The organism is Kocuria coralli, assembly GCF_008831305.1.
Lineage (GTDB): Bacteria > Actinomycetota > Actinomycetes > Actinomycetales > Micrococcaceae > Kocuria > Kocuria coralli.
The window spans coordinates 30,999-55,179 of record NZ_ML708626.1 but is presented as its reverse complement, the minus strand read 5'-3'; the positions used below and the strand labels follow the sequence as shown (position 1 = coordinate 55,179).

At 69.8% G+C, this 24,181-nt stretch carries 22 protein-coding genes; 14 read left to right on the top strand and 8 right to left on the bottom strand.

Annotated elements, in window-relative coordinates:
* Window positions 1-41: 41 nt before the first annotated feature.
* Window positions 42-1,214 (bottom strand): acyl-CoA dehydrogenase family protein, encoded by a 1,173-nt coding sequence (locus FCK90_RS13030; RefSeq protein WP_158034737.1) that lies wholly within the window; start codon window positions 1,212-1,214, stop codon window positions 42-44.
* A 236-nt stretch (window positions 1,215-1,450) separates the two neighbouring features.
* On the opposite strand from FCK90_RS13030, the gene FCK90_RS13025 reads away from it, so the two are divergent.
* The 3 genes from FCK90_RS13025 to FCK90_RS13015 all read left to right on the top strand — a co-directional run bounded on the left by FCK90_RS13025 (window position 1,451) and on the right by FCK90_RS13015 (window position 3,712).
* Window positions 1,451-2,212: a helix-turn-helix transcriptional regulator gene (locus FCK90_RS13025; RefSeq protein ID WP_181954319.1), complete on the top strand. Its 762-nt coding sequence runs from the start codon at window positions 1,451-1,453 to the stop codon at window positions 2,210-2,212.
* A 127-nt stretch (window positions 2,213-2,339) separates the two neighbouring features.
* The gene (locus FCK90_RS13020; protein WP_158034735.1) at window positions 2,340-3,125 is read left to right on the top strand and encodes a VOC family protein; all 786 of its coding nucleotides are present in this window, start codon (window positions 2,340-2,342) and stop codon (window positions 3,123-3,125) included.
* Between the two features lie 125 nt (window positions 3,126-3,250).
* Window positions 3,251-3,712 (top strand): SNARE-associated domain-containing protein, encoded by a 462-nt coding sequence (locus FCK90_RS13015; RefSeq protein ID WP_158034734.1) that lies wholly within the window; start codon window positions 3,251-3,253, stop codon window positions 3,710-3,712.
* Window positions 3,713-3,737: 25 nt separating this feature from the next.
* Here the strand turns inward: FCK90_RS13015 and FCK90_RS13010 are convergent, their stop codons facing one another.
* On the bottom strand, window positions 3,738-4,697 hold the full coding sequence (locus FCK90_RS13010) for a tripartite tricarboxylate transporter substrate binding protein (protein ID WP_158034756.1): 960 nt from the start codon (window positions 4,695-4,697) through the stop codon (window positions 3,738-3,740).
* Window positions 4,698-4,958: 261 nt separating this feature from the next.
* Between FCK90_RS13010 and FCK90_RS13005 the strand changes: the two genes are divergently transcribed.
* The 3 genes from FCK90_RS13005 to FCK90_RS12995 all read left to right on the top strand — a co-directional run bounded on the left by FCK90_RS13005 (window position 4,959) and on the right by FCK90_RS12995 (window position 8,963).
* A complete protein-coding gene (locus FCK90_RS13005; RefSeq protein WP_158034733.1) occupies window positions 4,959-6,635 on the top strand; it encodes a GMC family oxidoreductase in 1,677 nt (558 codons plus the stop codon).
* A 144-nt stretch (window positions 6,636-6,779) separates the two neighbouring features.
* Window positions 6,780-7,763, top strand: a complete 984-nt coding sequence (locus tag FCK90_RS13000; protein ID WP_158034732.1) for a glycerate kinase — start codon at window positions 6,780-6,782, stop codon at window positions 7,761-7,763.
* Window positions 7,764-7,766: 3 nt separating this feature from the next.
* A complete protein-coding gene (locus FCK90_RS12995; RefSeq protein WP_246180361.1) occupies window positions 7,767-8,963 on the top strand; it encodes an MFS transporter in 1,197 nt (398 codons plus the stop codon).
* 97 nt (window positions 8,964-9,060) lie between these two features.
* On the opposite strand, the gene FCK90_RS12990 is transcribed toward FCK90_RS12995, so the two are convergent.
* Window positions 9,061-10,452 carry a glucose-6-phosphate dehydrogenase gene (locus FCK90_RS12990; RefSeq protein WP_158034731.1) on the bottom strand — a complete coding sequence of 464 codons (1,392 nt, stop codon included), beginning with the start codon at window positions 10,450-10,452 and terminating at the stop codon, window positions 9,061-9,063.
* Between the two features lie 59 nt (window positions 10,453-10,511).
* Between FCK90_RS12990 and FCK90_RS12985 the strand changes: the two genes are divergently transcribed.
* Window positions 10,512-12,446 carry a glycoside hydrolase family 15 protein gene (locus FCK90_RS12985; protein ID WP_158034730.1) on the top strand — a complete coding sequence of 645 codons (1,935 nt, stop codon included), beginning with the start codon at window positions 10,512-10,514 and terminating at the stop codon, window positions 12,444-12,446.
* Between the two features lie 27 nt (window positions 12,447-12,473).
* On the opposite strand, the gene FCK90_RS12980 is transcribed toward FCK90_RS12985, so the two are convergent.
* Window positions 12,474-12,950, bottom strand: a complete 477-nt coding sequence (locus tag FCK90_RS12980) for a VOC family protein (RefSeq protein WP_158034729.1) — start codon at window positions 12,948-12,950, stop codon at window positions 12,474-12,476.
* Window positions 12,951-13,095: 145 nt separating this feature from the next.
* Between FCK90_RS12980 and FCK90_RS12975 the strand changes: the two genes are divergently transcribed.
* Together FCK90_RS12975 and FCK90_RS12970 are read left to right on the top strand one after the other, a co-directional pair.
* Complete coding sequence (locus FCK90_RS12975) at window positions 13,096-13,827, top strand: response regulator transcription factor (RefSeq protein ID WP_425481711.1); 732 nt, start codon at window positions 13,096-13,098, stop codon at window positions 13,825-13,827.
* Complete coding sequence (locus FCK90_RS12970) at window positions 13,824-15,464, top strand: sensor histidine kinase (RefSeq protein ID WP_220433339.1); 1,641 nt, start codon at window positions 13,824-13,826, stop codon at window positions 15,462-15,464. Before FCK90_RS12975 ends, FCK90_RS12970 begins: the two co-directional genes overlap by 4 nt.
* Window positions 15,465-15,545: 81 nt before the next feature.
* Here FCK90_RS12970 and FCK90_RS12965 read toward each other — a convergent pair whose 3' ends face one another.
* A complete protein-coding gene (locus FCK90_RS12965) occupies window positions 15,546-15,902 on the bottom strand; it encodes a universal stress protein (RefSeq protein WP_158034726.1) in 357 nt (118 codons plus the stop codon).
* A 118-nt stretch (window positions 15,903-16,020) separates the two neighbouring features.
* Here FCK90_RS12965 and FCK90_RS12960 point away from each other — a divergent pair, with 118 nt between their 5' ends.
* The 3 genes from FCK90_RS12960 to FCK90_RS12950 all read left to right on the top strand — a co-directional run bounded on the left by FCK90_RS12960 (window position 16,021) and on the right by FCK90_RS12950 (window position 19,622).
* On the top strand, window positions 16,021-16,608 hold the full coding sequence (locus tag FCK90_RS12960; RefSeq protein ID WP_246180358.1) for a tripartite tricarboxylate transporter TctB family protein: 588 nt from the start codon (window positions 16,021-16,023) through the stop codon (window positions 16,606-16,608).
* A 1-nt stretch (window position 16,609) separates the two neighbouring features.
* Entirely contained in the window at window positions 16,610-18,115 is a 1,506-nt protein-coding gene (locus tag FCK90_RS12955) for a tripartite tricarboxylate transporter permease (RefSeq protein WP_158034725.1), read from the top strand.
* A gap of 208 nt (window positions 18,116-18,323) precedes the next feature.
* On the top strand, window positions 18,324-19,622 hold the full coding sequence (locus tag FCK90_RS12950) for a dicarboxylate/amino acid:cation symporter (RefSeq protein WP_158034724.1): 1,299 nt from the start codon (window positions 18,324-18,326) through the stop codon (window positions 19,620-19,622).
* Between the two features lie 97 nt (window positions 19,623-19,719).
* On the opposite strand, the gene FCK90_RS12945 is transcribed toward FCK90_RS12950, so the two are convergent.
* The gene (locus FCK90_RS12945; protein WP_181954318.1) at window positions 19,720-20,427 is read right to left on the bottom strand and encodes a response regulator transcription factor; all 708 of its coding nucleotides are present in this window, start codon (window positions 20,425-20,427) and stop codon (window positions 19,720-19,722) included.
* A gap of 204 nt (window positions 20,428-20,631) precedes the next feature.
* Between FCK90_RS12945 and FCK90_RS12940 the strand changes: the two genes are divergently transcribed.
* Window positions 20,632-21,333 carry a transglycosylase family protein gene (locus tag FCK90_RS12940; RefSeq protein ID WP_158034722.1) on the top strand — a complete coding sequence of 234 codons (702 nt, stop codon included), beginning with the start codon at window positions 20,632-20,634 and terminating at the stop codon, window positions 21,331-21,333.
* 99 nt (window positions 21,334-21,432) lie between these two features.
* Here the strand turns inward: FCK90_RS12940 and FCK90_RS12935 are convergent, their stop codons facing one another.
* A complete protein-coding gene (locus FCK90_RS12935) occupies window positions 21,433-22,269 on the bottom strand; it encodes an HpcH/HpaI aldolase/citrate lyase family protein (RefSeq protein WP_158034721.1) in 837 nt (278 codons plus the stop codon).
* 239 nt (window positions 22,270-22,508) lie between these two features.
* Here FCK90_RS12935 and FCK90_RS12930 point away from each other — a divergent pair, with 239 nt between their 5' ends.
* Window positions 22,509-23,453, top strand: a complete 945-nt coding sequence (locus tag FCK90_RS12930) for a hypothetical protein (RefSeq protein WP_158034720.1) — start codon at window positions 22,509-22,511, stop codon at window positions 23,451-23,453.
* A gap of 102 nt (window positions 23,454-23,555) precedes the next feature.
* Here FCK90_RS12930 and FCK90_RS12925 read toward each other — a convergent pair whose 3' ends face one another.
* Complete coding sequence (locus tag FCK90_RS12925; RefSeq protein ID WP_158034719.1) at window positions 23,556-24,083, bottom strand: mycothiol transferase; 528 nt, start codon at window positions 24,081-24,083, stop codon at window positions 23,556-23,558.
* Window positions 24,084-24,181: the final 98 nt, after the last annotated feature.

Here is a 24,181-nt window from a genome sequence, read left to right as displayed (position 1 = left end):
CACTCTCCCCGTCTGTGATGCATGGCCCGTAAGGGGGCGGCTCACACGAACGCCGAGCGGCCGGAGACGGCGCGCCCGACGATGAGCGAGTTGACCTCGTGGGTGCCCTCGTAGGAGTATACGGCCTCGGCGTCCGCGTGGAACCTGGCGACGTCGGCCGCCAGCGTGATGCCGTTGCCGCCCGCCACTTCGCGGGCCAGCGCCACGGTCTCGCGCATGCTGGAGCAGACCCACATCTTCGCCAGGGCCGAGTCCTCGTCGCGGTAGGCGCCCTCCTGCTGCTTCTCCGCCAGCCGGGAGACCAGGGACAGCGAGGCGGTCACATTGCCGAGCATCCGGGCCAGTTTCTCCTGTACGAGCTGGAAACCGGCGATCGGGCGCCCGAACTGCTCGCGTTCGCGGGTGTACCGCAGTGCGGCCTCGTAGGCACCGGCCTGGAGGCCCGTCGCGATCCAGGACACGTCGGAGCGCATGACCCGCAGCATCGCGGCCACGTCCTTGAACGAGTTGCAGTTCTGCAGGCGAGCGGATTCCGGAACCCGTACCCCGGACAGGGTGATGTGCGCGTTCTGCATGATCCGCAGGGAGGTCTTGCCGTGGATCTTCTCCAGCGTGACCCCCTCGGCCTCGCGCGGGACCAGGAACGCCTTGACCTGGGCGTCGGCGACGTCGCGGGCGAAGATGCACAGGTAGTCCGCGGTCAGGGCCCCTCCGATCCAGCGTTTGACCCCGTCGATGATCCAGTCGTCGCCGTCCTTCCGGGCCGCCGTCGACAGCCCGCCGGCGATGTCCGAGCCGTGCTCGGGCTCAGTTAGGCAGAACACCCCGGTCATCTCGAACGACTGGATCCGGGGATCCCACGCGGCGAACTGTTCTGCGGAGCCGCCCACCCTGCAGGCTGTGCGGAACAGCCCGGCCTGCGCCGTGTAGAAGGATGCGATCGAGGCGTCGCACCTGGCCATCTCGAAGATGCGGAAGCCGTGGTACAGCGTCCGGGGAGTCTCGGCGGCCAGCTCGGGTGGGTGCATCAGCTGCAGGTCCTGCAACCGCCGCACCGCCTCGGCGGGGAACGTGCCGGCTTCCCAGTGCTCGGCCAGTAGCGGCTGGATCTGCGATTCGAGGACCGATCTCAGGCGCAGGATCGGGCCGCGCTCGGCCTCCGTCAGGACGTCGGCCACGCCGTACGGGTCACAATCCGGGTAGAGCTCGCTCATGGTCGCGGCCTTTCCTCTCAGCGGTCCGGGCCGAGGCGGCGGACCACGTTGCCTGTGACGATCCTCGCATGACCCCTCCCCTCCCCCTCCCCGCCGAGTGTCCGATTGCATACCGATTTTCCGCGATTTCCGGTACGGGATCGGACACTCGGCGGGGAGAGGAGGGGAGGGAGAGGGGAGAGGGAGGGGAGAGGGAGGGTGGTGACAGGGCCTTGCCCGGCGGATACATTGAGTCCGTGGAGCTCGATCCGTTCGTGGAGCGATTCGCCCTGACCACCTCCCGCGTGGTCGCAGACCATCTGGCCACCGGCGTCTCCGTCGGTGACCTGGCCGATTCCGCCGGTTACAGCCCGTTCCACTTCAGCAGGCTGTTCGCCAAGGTCTTCCGCACGACTCCGGCACGGTACGTGGCCGCCATGCGCTTTCACCGCGCCAAGGAACTGCTGCTGGAACACGATTTCCCCGTGATCGACGTCTGCCACGAGGTCGGCTTCAACTCCGTCAGCACCTTCTCGCGCCGCTTCTCCCAGGCCGTCGCCGTGGCGCCGGGTGAGCTGCGCGTCGTGGCGGATCACCTGGCGGACTCGGAGATCCAGCCCTTCACGCTGGGGTCGCTCGCCTCCGGGACGGTCACGGGGCGCGTGGTGTTCGACGACGGCGTCCGCGCCCGCCTTCGGGACGACCTGGTGCACCGCGAACCCCTGGTCTGGATCGGTGCCTACCCGCAGCCGGTGCCCCTGGGCAGGCCGGTGTCCGGGGTGCTGCGACGCGGGCAGGGCGAATTCCTCCTCCCCGTCACCCCCGCGGCCCCGTGGGTTCTGGCGACCGCCTATGCCGCCTCGACCGATCCGATGCATCAGCTCGCCGCCTTCAAACCCCTGGTGGCCATGCACCCAGGACCTGTGCGGCCTGGGGACGCCATCCGCCTGGAGTTCCGGGAGGCGATGTCCTGGGAGCATCCCGTCCTCACGGCGCTGCCCTCCCTGGCGCGGGGCTGAGGGCCTCAGGAGAGCAGGATCGGACACCACACCGTGATCGCCGCCACCTAGGCTCAGAGCATCAAGGGCGGTCATCGGCCGCACGGCCCAGACCCGCCGCCCGCTCGCAGAGCAAAGGATCGCAGTCATGTCAGCACAAGCACACCCCAGCGGGGCACCGGCCTGGTTGGACCTGATGGTCCAGGACGTCGAGGGAGCCCAGAAGTTCTACGGCGGCCTCTTCGGCTGGCAGTTCAAGGACCAGGGCGAGGAATACGGCCACTACACGATCATCGAGAAGGACGGTGTGCCGATCGGCGGGCTCGTCCGCGCCATGGACGGGGAGGGCAACCCGATCGAGGCGCCGTCGGTGTGGACCCTCTATCTGGCGACGGACGACATCGAGAAGACCATCGCCGATGCCCAGGCCGCCGACGGCAGGCTGGAGATGGGGCCGATGCGCGTCGAGGGAACGGGGCACATGGCGGTGCTCACCACGCCGTCGGGGGCATCGCTGGGCTTGTGGCAGGCGGTGGAGTTCGCGGGCTTCGAGCTCCCGCTCACACCGGGGACCGCCGTGTGGTTCGAGGCCATGACCTCGGACTTCGACGCCGACCTGCCCTTCTACCGTGACGTGTTCGGCTGGGACATCGCTTGGATGGGTCCGGAAGGCGGCACGGAGGACTTCAAGTACGTCACCAACGGTGCAGGGGACAACGCCCTGGCCGGGCTGTGCGATGCGCACGCGTTCTTCGACGACGGCCGGTCCTACTGGCGGACCTACTTCATGGTGGAGGACTCCGCCGCAGCGATACAGAGGCTGGAAGCCGCCGGCGGCAAGGCCACCGACGGCCCGGAGGACACGGAGTTCGGCCGGATCACGACGGTCGTCGATCCCGAAGGCGCCACGTTCCAGCTCCAGCAGCCGCTGTAGAACCTGCGTCCGGGGTTCAGGACACGGAAAAGTGCATTTCTCCGCCGGGGAAATGCACTTTTCCGTGTCCTGAAGTCCCGGGGAGCCCGTCACAGCCCTCCAGGACGACGGACTAGGGTTGTGGGGTGCTCTCCTGGATCGAATCGCTCCCCCTGGTATGGGCGATCCTGTTCTTCTGGCTGGTGGCCATCATCCGGACCTCGGTCATCTTCGGCCTGGGACGGGCGGCGGCCGAGGGATCCCGCCGCAGTCTCGGGTTCGTGCAGCGCGTGATGGAATCCCCCGTCTATCTGCGAGCCGCGGCTTTCGTCAACAGGTGTGGCGTGCTGGCCGTGCCCGCCTGTTTCCTGACGATCGGATTCCAGACGGCCGTCATCCTGACCACCGCGCTGACCCGCATGCCCCTCAGCCGCTGGATCCCCGCGATGCTGGTGGGGACCTTCATCTGGGGCTGCATCTACGGCACGGTGGGCATGGCGGTCGTCTACGCCTGGCTGGCCAACCCCTGGATCACCGCGGCCGTGGTGCTCGCGGTGGGGCTGGCGGTCTTCCTGGTGCACCGGCTCACGCGCCGGAGCGCCACCTGAGCACCGGGCTCCCGCTGGCCGCGGATCACATGCCCATCTCCTCGTAGAGGTTGGCGATGCGGGTTCGTTCCGTGTTCAGGAACTCCTCGAGCTCGGGGCCGTCCAGGTAGACCTCGGTCCAGGAGTTGCGGTCGACCGCGCTCTGCCATTCCGGAGTCTCCACGGTCTCGCGCACCAGGGCGGTCAGATCCTCGCGCTCCTCGTCCGTGATCCCCGGGGGAGCCACGATCGCACGCCAGTTGGCCAGGTCGACCTGATACCCCTGCTCGATCAGCGTGGGGGTGTCCAGCTCCTCCATGCGCTCCGGGGCGGCGAGCCCCAGGGCCTTGAGGCGACCGGCGTCGATCTGGTCGGCGACGTCCTGGTAACCGGACGAGGCGGCCTGGACGGTACCCGTGATGAGTGCCTGAGTGGCCTCGCCGCCACCGGAGTTGGGCAGATAGGCGACCGAGGCCGGGTCCACGTCAGCGGCGATGGCGAGCTCGGAGACCACGAGCTGGTCGAAGGAACCGCCGCCGGTCCACACGATCGAGCGGGGGTCTTCCTGCCAGTCGGCCACCAGGTCGTCCATGGTGTCGTACGGGGAATCGGCGGGCACGACGACGACGTCGTACTCCTCCACCACCCGGGCGATGGGGGTGACGTCGTCGTGCGAGACGGGCGCGTTCAGCTGCTCGACGCCGGCGACCAGTCCCGCGCCGGTGACCATGATCGCGGAGGCGTCGCCTTCCATGGTGGAGATCCGGCCCAGGCCGATGGTGCCCGCGGCACCCGGCACGTTGACCACCTGCACGTTGCCCACGAGCCCGTTGACGGTGTCCGCCTGCTGCATCTCGCGCATGAAGGTGTCCCAGCCGCCACCGGGGCCGGCCGGGGCGAGGAAGGTCATGTTGGCGCGGATGTCCTCGCCCTCGTCGGCGGCCTGGACGGAGAACGCGGTTGCTACGCCGACGACTGCCACGGCGCAGATGGCCCAGACCGTCATCAGGATGGGGCGCCGTTTCCTGGGCGCGGATCCGGCTGGGGTCTGCGTGGCGTCAGAGCCGTCGGCCGGGGTGGAGGGGGTGGTGCTCAAGGGTGGAGTCCTTCAGTGGATCGACTGGTCATACGTCATCGTATGACACGGCTCACAGGTGCGGTGACCGCGCCGGGGCGGATGGGCGGGGTGCCATGGGTGCGCGCAGGTGACACTTCACAGCACCCACGGACAAGCGCCCGTGCGTGATTCATATCACTATAAGGTGTTATGACGCGCAGCCCCAGTACCCCAGGACGGAACCACGCCGAGCACGAGGGAGAGGCCCGTGCGGGCGCCGACGGCGAGCGGCGGCGGTCGTTCATCGTCGTGGGCGCCGGCACGGCGGGCTGCATCGTGGCCCGCCGGCTGGTGGAAGCCGGACATCGGGTGACGGTCTTCGAGGCCGGCGCCTATGACGAGAACCCTGCGATACATCAGGTGTCACGACTGGGGGAGCTGTGGCATTCCCCGGAGGACTGGGACTACCGGACCGTTCCCCAGGCCCATTCGGACGGCCGGGTGATCCACTGGCCCCGCGGCAGGGTCATGGGAGGCTCCCACGCCCTCAACGCCGCCATCTGGGTCCGCGGGGCGGCAGCCGACTACGACGGGTGGGCGGACGACGGCTGCCCCGGCTGGTCCTGGGCCGACGTGCAACCGTGGTTCGAGGCCCTGGAGGACTACACCCCGGCCCCGGGGGAGACCCCCGCGCAGACCCGGGGCCACGGCGGGCCGATCCCCGTCAGGCAGGACTACCGGCTCAACCCGATCTTCGCCTCGATCATCGAGGCCGCCGGGCAGGTCGGCGTCGCGTACAACCCGGACTACAACGCCGGTGATCAGGAGGGCATCTCCCAGCAGCAGATCAACGTGCGCGACGACCGCCGGTTCAACACCTGGATGGCGTTCCTCAAGCCCGTCGTCGACAACCCGCTGCTCACGGTCATCACCGGGGCCGTCATCCAGCGACTGGTCCTGGAGGGGAACACGGTGGTGGGCGTCGAGTACGCGCCGCTGGACGACCCGGACCGGGAGGGGCGCGAAGAACGGGCGGAGGAGGTCATCCTGTGCGCCGGGGCCCTGGACTCGCCGAAGATCCTGCTGCGCTCGGGGATCGGCCCCGCTCACCACCTGGAGGAGCTCGGCCTCCCCGTCCTGGCGGATCTGCCCGTCGGCGAGAACCTGCACGATCACCTCCTCGCCCCGGTCATCGCCGAGACCACGACCCGGGAGATCGAGCACCCCGGCACGGACTGGTCCGTCACCCAGACGCATCTCTTCTGGCGCTCCGACCCTGAGCTGCCCCTCCCCGACACCCAGCCCATCCATTTCAGCGTGCCCATGTACGACGACGGCATGGACGGCCCTGCCAGCGCCTTCACCCTGCACGCGGGCCTGGTGCGACCGTACTCGCGCGGTACGTTGCGGCTGACGGGCCCCAGGGTCTCCGACCCGGCGGAGATGGATCCCGAGATCTTCTCGGACCCGAGGGACCTGGCCGCCCTGATCGCCTCGCTGCGCCAGGCGCGCGCCATGGTGGCGGCACCGGCGCTCGCCGGCGACTGGGGCGCGGTGGAGGTCTACCCGGGCGCCGAGGTGGCCGATCAGGCCGCGGAGGAGGCCTACGTCAAGCGGTGGGTGACCACCTACCACCATCAGGTCGGCACGTGCAGGATGGGCACGGGCCCGGATGCGGTGGTCTCCCCGGAGGACCTGCGCGTCCACGGCCTGGACGGACTGCGGGTCATCGATGCCTCGGTGATGCCGACCGTCCCGACCGGCAATACCAACGCGCCCACGGCCATGATCGCGAGCAAAGGGGTGGGCGCCGTCCTGGGCGAGCCGAGACCCTTCGTCGCCGTCCCCTCCACCGGCGACATGTACGGCGACACGCATGAGGGCTGACCGGAACCGGCACGGCAGCATCCCGGGAGCCTGCTTCCGGTAGCTTGGACAGGGTCCGCGCACACGGTGCCCGGCGCGCACCATGGCCCTGCCCGGTGGACGCGGCGCGGGAGCACGGGACCCGACACGTCGCAAGGAGTCTGGATGAAGGTGCTGATCGCCCCGGATAGTTTCAAGGGCACGTATACAGCCGTGGAGGTGGCCGCCGCGATCGCCCGCGGAGTGCGGGAAACCGGCCAGACCGCCGTCGAGCTCCCCCTTGCCGACGGCGGCGAAGGCACCCTGACCGCTCTCGCCTCCAATGCGGATGCGCGCTTCTTCGAGGCGGAGGTCCGCAACCCGTGGGGAGCGCCGGTCACCGGCAGCTACGCGATCACGCCCGCGGGCGTGGGCATCGTGGAACTGGCCCAGGCCAGCGGGATCACGGTGGCCCACGACGGTCCCCGCGACGCCTACGAGGCCGACACCTACGGCACCGGCCAGCTCATCCTCGCGGCTGTCGGGCACGGTGCCACGGAGATCCTGGTCTCCGCGGGGGGCTCGGCCACCAGCGACGGCGCGGAAGGCGCCATCCGGGCCATAGAGGAGGCCGGTGGCCTGGGGTCGGTGCCGATCACGGTGCTCACCGACGTCACGACCCCTTTCGAGCGAGCGGGCGAGGTCTTCGGCCCTCAGAAGGGCGCCGACCCGGCGACCGTCGAGCGGATCACGGCGCGGTTGCGCCGGCAGGCCGGGCAACTGCCCAGGAACCCGCTGGGCGTGGAACGCACGGGAGCGGCCGGCGGTTTCTCCGGCGGGATGTGGGCGCAGTACGACGCCGCGCTCGTCTCCGGGGCCGACTACGTCCTGGACTTCGTGCGCTTCGACGACCACGTGGGGGAGGCCGACGCCGTGGTCGTGGGCGAGGGCAGGCTCGACGCCCAGACGGGACAGGGCAAGATCATCGACGCGGTGCTGGCCCGGGTGGGCAGGCTGCGCCCGGGGCTTCCGGTGATCGCCGTCGTCGGTTCCGTGGACGACGATCTGGGGGAGTACCGGTCGAACTTCGCCGAGGTCCTCGTCGCCACTGACGACCGGGCCATGCGCCAGGCCGGCCGCACGGTCGCCGGCCGGAGCACAGGTCGCTAGCGGGTGAGCGGTCAGCGTTCCATGACCTGGCTCTGGCTGCTGTGCGCGGCCGGGGCCCTGACGCAGAGCGGCTTGAACCTGCTGCGCCCGGTCACCTCGTACAAGCTCATCGCACTGGATGCCGGGCCGGTCACGATCGGCCTGGTCACCGCGGCCTACGCCCTGCTGCCGCTGTTCGCGGCGGTGTGGCTGGGCAAGGTCTCCGACCGGATGGCCTCCCTGCGGATCATGATCGTGGCGGGGGTGATCATGCTGGCTCTCGGCGGGGTGGGCCTGATGCTCTCCCCCAACGTCCTGGGGGTCGCCCTCGCCAGCGCCCTGCTGGGCATGGGGCACCTGGCGTTCACCGTGGGCGGCCAGACCACGATCGCCCGCACGGCCACCAACAACCAGCTGGACGCGGGGTTCGGCTGGTTCACGGCGTCCTACTCCCTGGGGCAGATGATCGGTCCCATCCTGGGAGGGGCGCTCCTGGGAACGGCCTCGGTCACCGGCGGAGAGGAGAGCCTGGGGCGGATCCATCTCGCACTGTGGGTGGGGGCGATCCTGGCGGCGGTCGCCGTCGTCCCCGCGGCGCTCCGATTCGAAGCGGTCCCCCTGCGCCCCGTGCGGCCGCGCAACGACGACGATGCGGCTGCCTCCATCCCCCGCATCCTCGGCACCCGAGGGGTGGTGCCGTACATGGTGACCTCCCTGGGCCTGCTGGCGATGATCGACATCCTCACGGCCTTCCTGCCGGTGGTGGGCGAGGAAGCCGGCGTCGCCCCCGTGGTGGTGGGCGTGCTGCTGGCCGTGCGCGGCGGGGCCTCGATCCTCTCGAGGGTCGTCCTGCCATGGCTCTCGATACGGTTCAGCCGCCGCGGACTGCTCAAGACCTGCCTGCTGGTCGCCGCCGTCACCCTGGTCTTCCCGCCCTGGGTGATCACCCATGAATGGCTGGCCGCGATCTTCCTGGCCGTCGGCGGCTTCTTCCTCGGACTGGGCCAGCCGCTGACCATGTCGATGATCACCACCGCGGTGCCGGAGCACTGGAGGGGATCGGCGCTGGCGGTCCGGCTGATGGGCAACCGGCTGGGGCAGGTGGGCATGCCGATGCTCGCCGGCCTGGTGGCGGCACCGCTGGGACCGGCCGCGGCCATCTGGATAGCCTGCGGCGTCTTGGCCGTCTCCGGCGCCGAACGGGTGATCAGGGACCGCTGAGGCCCCGGATCGCACGCCCCGCACGTTCCGAACACGGATAAGTGCAGATCCGGCGGGCGAATCTGCACTTATCCGTGTTGAAACCAGCCAGAACTGGTCAGGCGATGGGCTTGCGGGGGCCCGAGGAGCCCGCGGGGTAGTCCTGCAGCGCCACCTCGCCCGCTGCGATCGCATCCACCGCGGGCTGCACGATCCGCCACCCCTGTTCGGCGGCCGTTCCGGAGACGGAGAAGGCCGGGTTGCCGTCCAGCAGCCAGCGGATCACGTTGCCATAGGCGCTCAACGGCTGAGGACCGGTGGATGAGGTCAGGCTCAGCCGGCTCAGGCCCCGGGCGTCGTAAGGACCGCCGGCGTTGATCTCGAGGGTGATCTCGGCGTTCTCGAACCCCATCCGCAAGGTGTTGGGGGCGCAGGAGCCGTAGTTGTCGTAGTCATGCGGTGCCGGCTTGAAGTGCACCATGATCTCCTGGCGCGGATTGCCGACGGCCTTCCCCGACCGCAGGGTCACGGGAACGCCGTTCCACCGCCAGGTGTCCACCTCCACGGTGAGCTGCCCGAAGGTCTCGGTCCGCAACTCGGGGTCCACGCCCTCTTCCGCCACGTAGTCCGGCAGCTCCCGCCCATCGACCGAGCCCGCGGTGTACCGGCCGGCCACCGTGGTCTCCTGCACGGTGCCCGCCGGCCTGGTGTGCCGCAGGACGTGCGCGATCAGGGCGGGGATCTCGTCGTCGTCGAGCGCCGCGGGGGCGTTCATCATGAGTACGCCCATGACCTGCAGCAGATGGGACTGGAGCATGTCGCGGATCGCGCCGGTGCCCTCGTAGAAGTCCGCGCGTCCCTCCAGGCCCAGTGTCTCCTCGAAGACGATCTCGATGCCGCCCACCTGGTCCCGGTTCAACAGGGGCTCGAGGATGCGGTTGGCCAGGCGCAGCCCCACCAGGTCGAGGACGGCGGGCATGCCCAGGAAGTGGTCGACGCGGAAAATCCGGTCCTCGGGCACGATCCGGCCCACTGCCCGGTTCAGGGAGGCTGCGGACTCCCGGTCGGTGCCGATGGGCTTCTCCAGGGCGATCCAGAGATCGTCCGGGCGGTCGACCTCTGCCAGGGCGTGCAGCGCCTTCTCCGTGACCGCGGGAGGAAGCGCGAAGTAGAGGAGCACGCGACCCTCCGTGGCCTCCAGCAGATCGTTCAGGTCCTCGGGATCGGTGGTGTCGCCCTCGATGTAACGCGTGGTCTTGCAGGCCCGCTCGACGGCGGGGCCGTGGGCATCCACTGACGCGAAGGATTCCCGGACCGTCTCGGACCAGGTGGGGTCCTCGCTGCGGGCGGTGCCGATCACCGTGACCTCGCGGCCGGGTTCCAGGGTGAGCACCTCTCCGAGGCCGGGCAGCAGCAGACGACGGGTGACATCCCCGTTGGCGCCGGCGATCACCAGCGTGGTGGGCTGATCACGATGTTCGTTCCGGTCGGTGTCTTGTGAGTTGGCCATGAACAGTAGGCTACTGATGAACCGTCCACGCCGCGCCCTCCGTGCAGAGAGATTGGTCGATGACCCCGGATTCCGCTCCGTCCGCCCCCGTCGATGCCGCCCGGTCCGTTCCCCTGGGGGAGTACGCGCTCCTGTCGGACCTGCACACGGGGCCCCTGGTGTCCCGGCACGGCAGCATCGACTGGCTGTGCTTCCCCGATTTCGACTCGCCCGCCGTGTTCTCGGCGATCCTCGGGGACGCCGACGACGGATGCTGGCGGCTCTCGATCGACGGCGGCGAGGTGGTCAACAGGCGCTACCGCGACGGCTCGTTCGTGCTGGAGACCTACTGGGAGACGGCCACGGGCAAGGCCGTCGTCGTCGACCTGCTCCCGGCCGGCGTCCGCGAGGCCAACGTGATCCGGCAGGTCACCTGCACGGAGGGCACGGTGACCATCGAGCACGACTTGCGGATCCGGCCCGATTTCGGGCGCAGCGGCGCCTGGACCCGGAAGGCCGACCTGCCCGAGGGTGGGGAGGGCCTGGTCTCCGTGGCGGGGCCGGAGATGCTGGTGCTGCGCGGTCCCCTGCTGTCCGTGCACGAGGGGGACAACGGTTCCAGGTATCACCACGACGTCCCGGCGGGAGGCGAGCACAGCTCGCGGATGGGCTGCCGGATGGAGCTCGGCGCGGGCCAGACCGCCGACTGGTCGCTCGCCTGGGCCGAGTCCTGGAAGCCCGTCCCGGAGGTCGTGGACGCCGAGACCGCGATCGCCGAGACCATGGAGTTCTGGACCCGGTGGTCCGGCCGGATCGAGGTCCGCGGCGGCCGATCGGCCATGGTCCAGCGCTCCCTGATGGTGCTGCGGGCGCTCACCCACGACACCACGGGCGGCATCGTGGCGGCCCCCACGGCCTCGCTCCCCGAGGACTTCGGCGGTTCGCGCAACTGGGACTACCGCTATACCTGGCTGCGCGATGCCTCCCTGACGATCGAGGCCCTCGTGGAGCACGGCTACACCCAGGGCGCCAAGCTGTGGCGGGACTGGCTGCTGCGCGCCGTGGCCGGCGACCCGTGGCGCGTGCAGATCATGTACGGCATCGACGGCCGCCGGGAACTGCCCGAGACCGAGCTCGGGCATCTCGGCGGCTACGAGGGCTCCCGCCCCGTCCGCGTGGGCAACGGCGCCGTGGATCAGTTCCAGGCGGACGTGGTCGGGGAGGTCATGCTCGCGCTCGCCGCCCTGCGGGACGCCGGGGAGGCGGAGGACACGTGGTCCTGGAACCTCCAGAAGCACCTGCTGAGTTTCTGCGCGGACAACTTCGACCGCAAGGACCACGGGATCTGGGAGATGCGGGGCGAGGCCGCGTACTTCACCCACGGCCGGGTGATGATGTGGGCGGCCTTCAACGAGGGCCTGCGCGCCGTCGAGAACGCCCGGGAGGACTCCTGCGTGTCCGCCACGGACGAGGAGCGGTCGCGATGGCGCACCCTGCGCGAGGCCCTGCACGAGGAGATCCACCGCGAGGGCTGGAACGAGGACCTGCGTTCGTTCGTGCAGACCTACGGCTCCGCCCCCGGTTACCAGGAGGTGGACGCCTCCCTCCTGCAGCTGCCCCACACCGGGTTCATCGATCCCGGGGACCCCAGGATGGTCGCGACCACCGAGCGCATCGAACGGGACCTGCTGGATCAGGACGGCTTCCTGCACCGCTACCGGACCCGGTCCGGGATGGACGGGCTGGAGGGAGACGAGTACCCGTTCCTGATCTGCCTGGCCTGGCTGGGCGAGCAGTACGCGCACACGGGGCGGATCGACGAGGCCAACGCGATCCTGGACAAGCTGGACCACTGCTCGAGCGACCTGGGCCTGCTGGCCGAGGAGTACTCACCCGAGCACGGCCGCCTGGCCGGCAACTTCCCCCAGGCCTTCAGCCATCTGGGCTACGTCCGCCTGGCCGATGCCGTCGACCATCAGGCCGGTGGCATCGACCAGGACGACCACCGGTACTGAGCTCCAGCTCTCGGCCGCTGTCCCTGACTACTCGCCCAGGGCGGCCCGGCGCATGGCCGCGGCGTCCAGGCGGGTCATGGTGAGCATGGCCTTGACGGCGCGTCTGGCGGCTTCCCGGTCCTCGAGGGCGAAGAGCTCGTTGACCTCGGCGGGCACGATCTGCCAGGAGAGCCCGAACTTGTCCTTGCACCAGCCGCAGGGGGCTTCGGAGCCCTCCCGGGTGAACTCCGCGTAGTACCGGTCGGCCTCCTCCTGGGTCGCGCACTCCAGGACGATGGAGACGGCTTCGTCCAGCACGAACTCGGGGCCGCCGTTGATGATCTGGAACTTCTGCTCCCCGATCCGGAAATCCACCACGAGGACCTGTCCCGGGGTGGTGTGCGGGTTCCCGCCGGGGTCGGTGACCACGTTGGTGACCTCGCAGTCCTCGATGACGGAGGCGTAGTACTCCGCCGCATCGAGCCCGTCGTCGTCGAACCACAGGGAGGTGTAGACCTTGGGCATGGCTTCTTCCTTTCACCGTGCGGACCGCGTCGTCCGTGTGGTCTCAGCGTAGGCATCCGGGGACCCCGGTCAATGTCCGATCCTGCGCATCCGGGAAGATCGGGGGATACTCTGCAACGACGACGCCGGAACACCAAGGAGCATCGTGAGCCTGCCCTCCCTGAACCTCCCCGCCCTGTCCCACCCGGATGGCTCCCCCGTGCGGGTCCTCGTCGTCGACGACGAGCCCTCCCTGGCCGACCTGGTGGCCATGGGCTGCCGGATGATGGGGTGGGACACGCGGATCGAGCACGCCGGCCGGGCCGCCGTCGAGAGCGCCCGGGAGTTCGTGCCGGACGTCCTGGTGCTGGACTGGATGCTGCCCGAGCTCGACGGGCCGCAGGTCCTGGCCAAGATCCGCCGTGCTCAGCCGGCGGTGCCCGTCCTGTTCCTCACGGCCAAGGACTCCGTGGAGGACCGCATCGCCGGTCTCTCGGCCGGCGGCGACGACTACGTCACCAAGCCCTTCTCGATCGAGGAGGTCCTGCTGCGGCTGCACCGCCTGGCGGAGCGTTCGGGGGTCACCGCCCAGGACGCGGACGAGCTGGTGGTCGGCGATCTCGTGCTCAACGTGAGCACCCGTGACTGCACGCGCGGCGGGGAGCCCATCGAGCTGACCGACACCCAGTTCCAGCTGCTGCGCTACCTCATGGAGAATCCCCGCGCGGTGCTCTCCAAGTCCCGGATCCTGGACGCGGTGTGGGACTACGACTTCCGCGGGCAGGCCAACATCGTGGAACTCTACATCTCCTATCTGCGCAAGAAGATCGACGCCGGCCGCGAACCCATGATCCACACCGTCCGCGGCGCCGGGTACGTCATCCGCCCGGCCTCATGACGGGACGCGTGCCGTTCCACCGCACCCTGGCCTTCCGCAGCGTGGCCGGTGTGGTCCTCCTGCTGGCCGCGGTCCTGGCCGCCGCGGGCACGTTCATCCTGGTCCAGGCGCAGCGCACCCTGGACACCCAGCTCGACGACGCCGTCCACCAGGCGATGGCCCGTTCCGCGGCCTTCACGGGAGGCGACGAAGCGCCGGGCGGCCAGCCGGCACCGTCCCCGGCGGCCAGCGCTTCGCCCGGCGACCTGGACCGTGATCCGCTGGAGACCCCGGGGCAGCCCGTCGGGGTGCTCTCCGTGGACGTCGTCGACGGGGCCGTGCACAAGGCGACGTACCTCAACGCGCAGGGCACGGCGGAGCAGCTGCCCGCGGAGGACGTCGACGCCCTCATGGGCCTCGGGCTCACGGACGGTTCCGAGGCGGTCGCACCCCCTGAGGCGGACCAGGCCGACCTGGTGGGGGTGGATCTGTCCCTGGGGCACTACCGCGTCGGGGCCGTGGGCCCGATCGGTGACGGGGATCCCGGCTCCGGAGACGCCGGCCAGGGCAGTACCGGCCAGGACGGTACCGGGCAGCAGGCCGGCGCCCAGCGGTTCGTGGTCACGGGCCTGCCGTCGGAACAGGTCACGCATACCCAGGACGTCCTGGTGACCACCGTGCTGGGCGGGTCCGCCGCCGCGCTGGTGGTGACGGGACTGCTGGGCCTGTGGTGGGTCCGGTATTCGCTGCGCCCGCTGGCGGAGGTCTCCCGATCCGCGGCTCAGGTGGCGGCCCTGCCCATGGAGACGGGGGAGGCCCCGGTGCGGGACTACCGCGTCCGCGGGGACCTGGCGCGGCCCGGCACGGAGATCGGCGACGTCGGCCACGCCCTGAACCTTCTCCTGGCCAACGTCGACGACGCCCTGCAGCGGCGCAACGCCTCCGAGTCGCAGCTGCGACAGTTCGTGGCCGACGCGTCCCATGAACTGCGCACGCCCCTGGCCTCCGTGCGCGGCTATGCGGACATGATCCGGCTCAGCGAGCAGCTGAGCCCGCAAGGCCGTGTCTCCCTGGAGCGCCTGCTGGCCCAGGCGTACCGCATGGGTGGGCTCGTGGACGACCTGCTCCTGCTGGCCAGGCTGGATGCGGGGCGCAGCCCGGAGTCCGCGCCGGTCGACCTCGGGGAGATCGTGGCCGAGGCCGTCATGGACGCCACCGCGGCCGGTCCTGAGCACCGGTGGGACCTCAGGGTCCCGGACGAGCCCGTGCTGGTGTCGGGGGACTCCGCCCAGCTGGCGCAGCTGGTGGGCAACCTGCTCTCCAACGCCCGCAAGCACACGCCCCGAGGAACCGAGGTGCAGGCCGAGCTGACCGTGGAGCACGGCGAGGCGGTGCTCCACGTCGACGACGACGGGCCCGGTATCCCCGCCCGCTTCCACGAGCACCTCTTCGACCGTTTCGCCCGGGGGGATCCCGCCAGAGCCGTCGCCGCCCCGGCGGAGGAATCCACGGGCCTGGGCCTGGCCATCGTCCGGACGGTGGCCGAAGCGCACGGGGGCAGCGCCACGGTGGATTCCCCACGTATGGACCTCGGCACCGGCCGCAGCCACGGCACGCGGTTCACGGTCCGGCTGCCACTGGCGGACCGGGGGGATTGACGGAGCGGAAAGACCAGCGGGCCGCTCTCCCATGCCGGGAGAACGGCCCGCTGCCGCAGGGCGGCGACTGCCGCCTGATGACTACCGCGGCGCCTTGACGGCCAGGACGGGAGCCGCGGCCTCGAGCAGGAGCTGCTGGGCGGAGCTGCCCAGGAACAGCTTGCCGACCGGGCTGCGGTGCTTGATGCCCACGACGATCAGCGAGGCATCGACCTCCTCGGCGACATCCAGGAGGTCGCCCGTAGCGTCGCGCCCGCGGGCCTGCGGGAAACGGTGGGTGACCGACACGCCGTCGATCTGCTGGGGCTCGGTCTCCTGCCTGTCGCCGTCGAGATGGAAGACGATCGCATCCTCCCCTCGGCGCTTGGCCTCCACGAGTCCTGCGGCCAGGGCGGCTTCGCTTTCGGGGGTGCTGCTACGGGCAACGACGACGGTCATTCGTCCTCCAGACCTCGATGTGGCATATGATCGGCTGTGACTTGAATCATAGGGGTTGGCAGAGTTGCACGCCCGATGACGCACCGGCAAGTCATTGCACCACATCACAAGGAGTAGCGTGAGCTCAGCTTCCACTCAAGGCGCGTCGGAGGCGCCCTGGGCCGAACCCTCGGGCCCGACCGCCGATCCGCCACGTCCGACCGACACCGAGCAAAGGCGCAGCGGTGGAGGGTTCTGGGCGGGCCGCAGCGGTCTCGTCGTACCGGCGGTCCTAGCGGCCCTCAGCACATACCTGGTCTACGGCATGGTGACCATGCCGGTGGGCGAGGACACCGACTTCCCAGGACCGCGCTTCTACCCGATGCTGCTGGCCATCGTCGGCTACCTCCTGGCGCTCCTGCTGGTCCTGGAGATCCTGCGCAAGCCCGAGCACCCCGAGCAGGACGAGGTCGAGTACCGGTTCTACTCGGACTGGAAGGCGGTGGCGTGGCTGGTCGGCGGATTCCTGATCTTCGCCGTGGGCATCGAGTTCCTGGGCTGGATCGTGGCGGGCGCACTGCTGTTCTGGTGCGTGGCCCGGGGCGTCGGCAGCAAGCGCCCGATCTTCGACCTGTCCCTGGCCCTGGTCTTCTCGAGCCTGATCTACCTGGGCTTCGCCGTCGGGCTCGGCCTGAACCTTCCCTCCGGCCTGTTGGGAGGGCTCTGACATGGAATCACTGGGTCTTCTCGCTGAGGGGTTCCAGGGTGCGCTGACACCCATGAACATGCTGTGGGTGCTCGTGGGCTGTCTGCTCGGCACCGCGGTGGGCGTTCTGCCCGGCCTGGGCTCCTCCATGGCCGTGGCGCTGCTGCTGCCGATGACCTTCGCCCTGGATCCCACGGCGGCCTTCATCATGTTCGCCGGGGTCTACTTCGGCGGCCTCTTCGGCGACTCCACCATGGGCATCCTGATGAACACGCCGGGGCAGGGCTCGGCCATCGCCTCGACCTTCGAGGGGCACAAGATGGCGCTGGCCGGCAGAGCCCCGCAGGCCCTTGCCACCGCCGCGATCGGTGCCTTCATCGGCGGTATGACGGCATCGGTGGTCGTGGTCTTCCTGGCGCCCCGCCTGGCCGAGCTCTCGGCGCTGTTCGGGCCGCAGGAGTTCTTCGCACTGGCCCTGTTCGCGTTCGTCGCAACCTCGTCCGTGGTCGCCGACTCGGCGATCAAGGGCCTGGCCTCGCTCATCATCGGCCTGGCGATCGCCACCGTGGGTATCGACGCCATGACCGGCGTGGAGCGGTTCACCCTGGGTGCCCCGCAGATCTTCGACGGCATCTCGCTGATCACGGTGACGGTCGCGATCCTGGCCCTCGGCGAGGTGCTGCACGTCGCGTCGCGGATCAAGCGCGATCGCGAGGGCGAGCAGATCAACGCCTCGGGCCGTCCGTTCCTCAAGCGCGCCGAGCTCAAGGAAGCCGCACCCGCCTGGGCGCGCGGTACCGCGATCGGCCTCCCGTTCGGCGTGATCCCCGTGGGCGGATCCGAGGTGCCGACCTTCATGGCGTACGACGTCGAGCGCCGGCTGGACCGTCGCCGGAAGGACCCGCAGTTCGGCAAGGGCGCCATCCGCGGCCTGGCCGCGCCGGAAGCCGCGGGCAACGCCACCACGGGCACCGCCATGGGTGCGCTGCTGGCCCTGGGCCTGCCGGTCTCGTCGACGGCGGCGATCATGCTGGCGGCCTTCCAGCAGTACGGTCTGCAGCCGGGGCCGCTGCTGTTCGAGCGCGCACCCGACCTGGTCTGGGCGCTGCTGGCCAGCTTCTTCGTGGCGATGGTCGTGCTGCTGATCCTGAACCTGCCGTTCGCGCCGCTGTGGTCCAAGCTGCTGCTGATCCCCAAGCCGTACCTGTACGCGGGGATCACCGTCTTCTGCGGCCTGGGCGTGTACGCGACCTCCGGCCGGATCTTCGACCTGCTGCTGCTGCTCGGCCTCGCCCTGCTGGGCTTCCTGATGCGCCGTCACGGGGTGCCCCTGGCGCCGCTGATGATCGGCATGGTCCTGGGGCCGCTCGCGGAGTCCAGCCTGCGGGATGCTCTGCTGAGCTCCGACGGCGACTGGTCCGTCCTGGTCTCCGGTCCCATCCCGCTGGTCCTCTACGGCGTCCTGCTGCTGATCATCCTCCTGACCGTCCGCTCGAAGGTGGTCAACCGGATGCGCCGCGACGTCTGAGACCCCGACCGCAGCGTCAGCGACGCCGGCCGGTCACCCCGCGCGCCCTGAGACGGGCCATGAGCGCGAGGTGACCGGCCGGCGTCGTCACCGGTGCTGCCCCGGGGGCCCGGCCCCGGCCGTCATGCGGGTTTAACACCCGCGACCGTCCTCTGAAACCCGTACCGAGTTCGATAGTTCGAACCACGGTACGAAGGGGACGATCATCTTGAAGGTTCTGAAGCATCCAGCCGCGCTCATCGGCATCGCCGCAGTCGCGGGCATTCTGTTCGGCCTCGTGATGGGTCCCTGGGCGGGGAACCTCCAGTTCGTCGGGGACATGTTCATCCGGCTGATCCAGATGTCCATCGTCCCGCTCGTGATGGCCTCCGTGATCGTGGCCACGGGCTCGATGACCGGCACGGGCATGGGCAAGCTCGCGGGCCGGACCTTCGGCTGGATGATCGGCTTCTCCGTCGTCGCCGCGGTCCTGGCCTGGGGGCTGAGCGTCCTGATCCGGCCCGGCGCCGGGATGTCCTTCAATGGGGAGCTCGACGCATCCCTGCAGGAGTCGGCCTCGGAGGCGACGGGCTGGCAGGACACGCTGCTGAACTTCGTCTCCACCAACGTCTTCGAGGCCATGTCCACGGCCAACATGGTGCCGATCATCGTCTTCTCGCTCCTGTTCGGCCTGGCGCTCAACAGCTATGCGGCACGCTCCGGTAACAAGCTGGTGCTCGACTTCCTGGAGCAGGTCCAGCAGATCGTGCTCACGATGATCCGCTTCGTCATGTACCTCGCGCCGATCGGCGTCTTCTGCCTGCTGGCCTCGATCGCCGGGGAGGTGGGTTTCGCCGTCGTCACCACCACGGCCGCCTATCTCGGCACGACGCTGCTGGGAGTGGTGATCATCGCGGCGCTGTTCGTCGTGGTGGTGACCCTGCGGACCCGGCTCAACCCGTGGAAGCTGCCCGCCAAGCTCACCGAGCAGACCGCGATCGCCATCACGACCACGAGCTCCGCGTTCACCTTCCCGACCGTGCTGCGCAACACGGTCGAGAAGGTCGGCGTGGGCCAGCGCGTCGCCAACTTCACCCTGTCGGTCGGCCTGACCATGGGGTCCTACGGCGCGGTGCTCAACTACATGATCGTCGTGATGTTCCTGGCCCAGGCCGGGGGCGTGGACCTGACGTTCGGGCAGATCCTCCTGGGGATGCTGCTGGCGATCCTGCTCAACATGGGCACCATCACCGTGCCCGGCGGGTTCCCCGTGGTGGCGATGTTCCTGGCCACCTCCCTGGGGCTGCCGTTCGAGGCGGTCGGCCTGCTGATCGCCGTGGACTGGTTCGCCGGGATCTTCCGGACCTTCCTCAACGTCAACGGCGACACCATGGTGGCCATGCTGGTGGCCAGTTCCACGGACGACATCGACCGCGACATCTACAACGGGAACAAGCAGGTCACCGCCGAGAACATCGACGAGGAGCAGTACCGCGAGCGTTTCGCCGCCGCGGACAACGCCGACTGATCCCCGGTATCCGCTGAACCCTCGCCGGTGTCCCGCGTCCCGGTCCGATGCGGGACACCGGCGAGGGTTCGCTGTTCCTCAGCATCGGACGGCAGGGTCAGGCAGCCCGGTTCTCCCGTCGGCTCCCGGGCCGTGGCGCCTCCAGCCGGTAGCCGACGCCGCGGATGGTCCTGAGGTGATGACGGACCCCGTGCTCGTCCAGCCTGGTCCGCAGCCCGGAGACCGCCTGGTCGACCACGTTCGACCCGAGCCGCGCGGCGGGGTCCCACACGGAGTCGCGGAGCTGGTCCCGGGTCAGCGTCCGCCCGGCATTGCGCATCAGCGCGACGAGAAGCCGGAACTGCACCGGGGTGAGGCCGATTTCCCGGCCGTGCGCCTGCGCACGGTGCTCCAGCAGGTCGACGGCCAGGGGCCCGCTGGCGAGCTCGTCGGGCTCCCAGGCGGCCGGTCGCCGGATGAGAGCACGGAGCCGGGCCCTCATCTCGACGACGCTCACGGGCGCCGGGACCACGTCGTCCGCACCGGAGTCGAGGGCACGGGCCACGGACTCGCCGTCGGCGGCCTCCGCCAGCACGGAGACCGGCGTGTGGATGTGCTCGCCGCGCAAGGAGCGGACGACCAGGGTGTCGTAGGTGCCGGCGGTATCGACATGGATCACCACCGCATCGGGCTGGACGTCGACGCAGGTCCAGGACAGCTCCGAAGGGCGCGTCACGCGCAGCACGCTGTCGGTGCCATCGGCCCACCCCGGGGCTTCACCGGCCGGTCCGGGGCCGCTCATCAGGTCCACCAAGAGAATTCGCATGCAAGGAATATGGGCAGGAGGCCTGTGCCGGGCCTGTGGCGATCTCAGATCCTGGCTGAGACCGCCTCGGGGTGGATGGTTCATGTCCTGCCCTCATGTCCCGGACACCGGGCGGACATCCACGGCATGGAAGGTCGGCACCGTCATGGGCTCGGATGCCGATGACACGACCTTCAATCGCTCAACCGACGTGGAGAACATCTCATGACCAACACGACCTCGACGACGACCCGTAGCCGTTCGCTGTTGCGCCGGAGCTCGGTGGGACTGGGCGGTGCCGCCGTGGTGCTGGGAACAGCCCTCGCCGCGGCACCGGCGCAGGCCGCCGACACGGGGATCCCGGTGCTCGAGCAGATCAAGACCTGCGAGTCGGGCGGCGACTACAGCGCGGTCAACGCCTCCTCGGGGGCTTCCGGGGCATACCAGTTCCTGGATTCGACGTGGCAGTCGCTCTCGGCGTCCTCCGGCTATACCACCGCCGCGAGCGCGCCGGAGTCCGTCCAGGACGCCGCAGCGGTGGAGCTGTACGACGCCCAGGGCACGTCCCCGTGGCTCGCCTCCCAGTCCTGCTGGGCCGGCGCATCGGCCACGACCGAGTCGTCCACCGGCGCGGAGAGCACTTCGGCCAGTGCTTCAGTCGACGCTTCAGTCAGTGCTTCAGCTGACGACTCGGCCGCGGACCCGGTGAGCAGCTCCGGTTCCGCCGTGACCGTCCAAGACGTTCCCGCTGCCTCTACCGCTGCGGCGGCTGCACCTGTCCAGGAGGCCGCTGCGCTTCCCGCCACCGGCTCCGAGACGGTCCAGCCGGGCCAGTCCGGAGGACCGGGCCAAGACTTCCAGTCCGGTGGTGCGGCTCCCGCCGCTGAAGGCTCCGGGGCCGCAGCCGGGCCCGGTGGTGCCTGCTGATCCGGCGTCCGCCGGCTGATACGGGCCCGGCATGAGTGACGGCTCCCGCGTGGGCCGCGGAGTCCATCCGTGGCCCGCGCGGGGGCCGTCCGTGCTCTTTCAGTCGACCGTATCCCGCAGGATGGCGCGTGCGCGTGCGATCACAGGCGCCTCGACCATGGAGCCGTCCACCGCGGTGGCGCCGTCGTCGGCGTCGACCACAGAACGCGCCCACTCGATCTCGTCCGGGGTGGGCGCGAAGATTCCCGCTACCGCGGCCACCTGGGCCGGGTGGATGCAGGACTTCCCCGTGAAACCGTCCTCCTTGGCCAGCCGTGCGGCCACCTGGACGGGCCGCAGGTCCCGGAACTGCGGCGTGGGGGAGTCCAGTGGCCCGGCCAGCCCCTTGGCCCGGGAGACCATGACCAGACGCGCTCGCGCAGCGTCCATGGTCCGCGAGTCCAGGGTGCAGCTGAGGTCCTGGGCGAGGTCGAGGGTGCCCGTCGTGAGCCTGATCAGGCCCGTCTCCGCGGCCAGGACCTCCAGCCAGAGCAGACCCGCAGCGGACTCGATGGTCCCCACCATGGGAACGGAGGGGATCGCGCTCCGGACCTCCCGGATCTGCTCGGGATCCTCGAGTTTGGGGACCACGACGGCGTCCAGGAGGTCGAGATCGTCGAGCCCCGCCAGGGCCTGCAGATCCAGGAGGCCGGCTTCCGTCCGCGGGGAATTGATCCGCACCGCGATAGGGGCGCGCAGGACGCCCGCTTCATGCCCCCCGGAGAGCAACTGCACCAGGGCTTCCCGCGCCCGGTCCTTGTCCGCTGCGGCCACGGCGTCCTCGAGGTCGACGATGACGACCTCGGCTCCGGAATCAGCGGCCCTGAGCACCCGGTCCGGCCTGGTCGCCGGGGTGAACAAGGCGGTGCGGGCTGTGCTCAGGAGCGTCGTCGTCATGGCTCCAGCCTAGAAGGCACGCACACGCAGGGGCAGCGAGGCCCGGGCGGTTGCAGGTCCGTGCCGTGAACGATCCGTGGTTCGCCGGAGGGCCCGAGGTTTGCAAAAGCATTACAGAGTATGAAGTACGCTGTATTTGCAATAGGGAACATGAGGTGTTTCACTACTGATGTGCCGGTGATCCAGGCCACCAGAACGAAACAGAAGACCTGTCGAACCCTCTTCTCAAGGAGCTTCCCATGTCCAAGAACAGCACCCTCCGCACTCCCCTGACCCTCGGTCTGCTCGCGCTGACCGCGTCCTTCGGACTGGCAGGCTGCGTGCCCGAGGGCAACGGCGACCCTGAGCCGACCGAGACCACCCAGACCGAGACCGCGGAGACGGAGACCGCGGAGACGGAGACCGCGGAGACCGAGACGCAGTCCGCGGCCCCGGCCGAGACCCAGACCTCCGAGGCCACCAGCGCGGCGCCGACCCAGTCCAGCACCGCCTCCAGTGACAAGACGGGCGGCAGCACCAGCGCCCCCCGGTCCACGGCTACCAGCGGCAGCCAGGCGTCGAGCGGCGACGTCGACTCCACCCAGCTGGAGGGCGAGCCGATCGCCACGGTCGAGGGCAAGGGCGGCGACACCGTGGAGGTGCCGGAGCACGACGGCCCGATCGTGGTGGTCTTCGAGAACACCTCGTCGGGCCCCTACACCTACATCTACGGCACCGCGGACCACGGAGAGGTGCTCGACGGCGTGGACACCGGGGAGACCTCGATCAACTTCGTCGACCCCTACTCGCCGTACAGCCAGACCAATACCAAGTCGTACGAGATCGACGGCGACTCGGACGAGACCTTCACCATGAGCTTCTACGAGGTGGATGCCATCCCGACCGCGGAGCCGGGGGAGACCGTCACCGGCGAGGGCTTCGGAGTGGTCAAGTGGGAGGGCGACGAGGACGCCACGGTGAAGGCGAGCCACGACGGCGAGGGCAACTTCATCGTCCACGGCGAGGACACGGAGCCCGGCGGTGAGGGCACCCAGTACACCTTCAACGAGATCGGCACCGGTTACGGCTACCTCGACATCGGCGCCGGCGAGTACTACATCGTGGTCGAGGCCGACGCAGGCTGGACCCTCGAGCCCTCCTCGCCGGAGGAGGCCGAGGCCGACTCGGGCACCCCGGCCGCCTGATCACCGGCGAAGGCCCCGTCCGTGAACCTCGGAGGTCCGCGGGCGGGGCCTTTCAGCTGCCGTCGACCCGGCTTCTCGCCAGGTCGTTCCGTCGGGCGCGGATCAGTACGGTGCCTTCCAGCCCGGTTCCACGAGCGAACGGGCGTAGGCGGCCTGTCCCAGGTGCTGAGCGGCGTCGTCGATGGTGCTGACGAGCCTGACCCCGCGGGTGACCGGCGGATCCCACGAGGAGTCGATGACCTCCGCCAGGGACTCGTCGTCGAGGGTCTGGATGTAGGCGACGGTCCGTTGCACGGTGGCTTCCAGGTAGCCGCCCAGCTCCTGCGGGTTCTCCGCCAGGAAAGAAGTCGCCTGCTCGGCGGAGTCGCCGAAGCCCATGTCGCCGGAGGACCGGTTCACCCCGGTCCGCTCGGCCCAGTCGCCCTGGTCCCAGACCTGCTCGGTGCCGGCCAGTTGGGATACCTGGACATCCTGCTGGCGGGCGGCGTGCCAGATCAGCCAGGCCACCGGATTCTGGATCCCGCCGGGGGGTTCGTGCGCGGCCGTATGGCTCAGTCCGTCGAGGACGAGGCGAGCGGTCTCCGGGGCGCGCCGGGCGGCGTCGGTCAAGAGTTCCTGGGCGGCTGTCATACGACCTCCGATAGTCGTGACGATGATGACGGGGCGCGCTGCAGCGGACCGGGAGCCCGGCTGACCCTTGCGCGTGCCCTCCATCAATATCAGGTCGA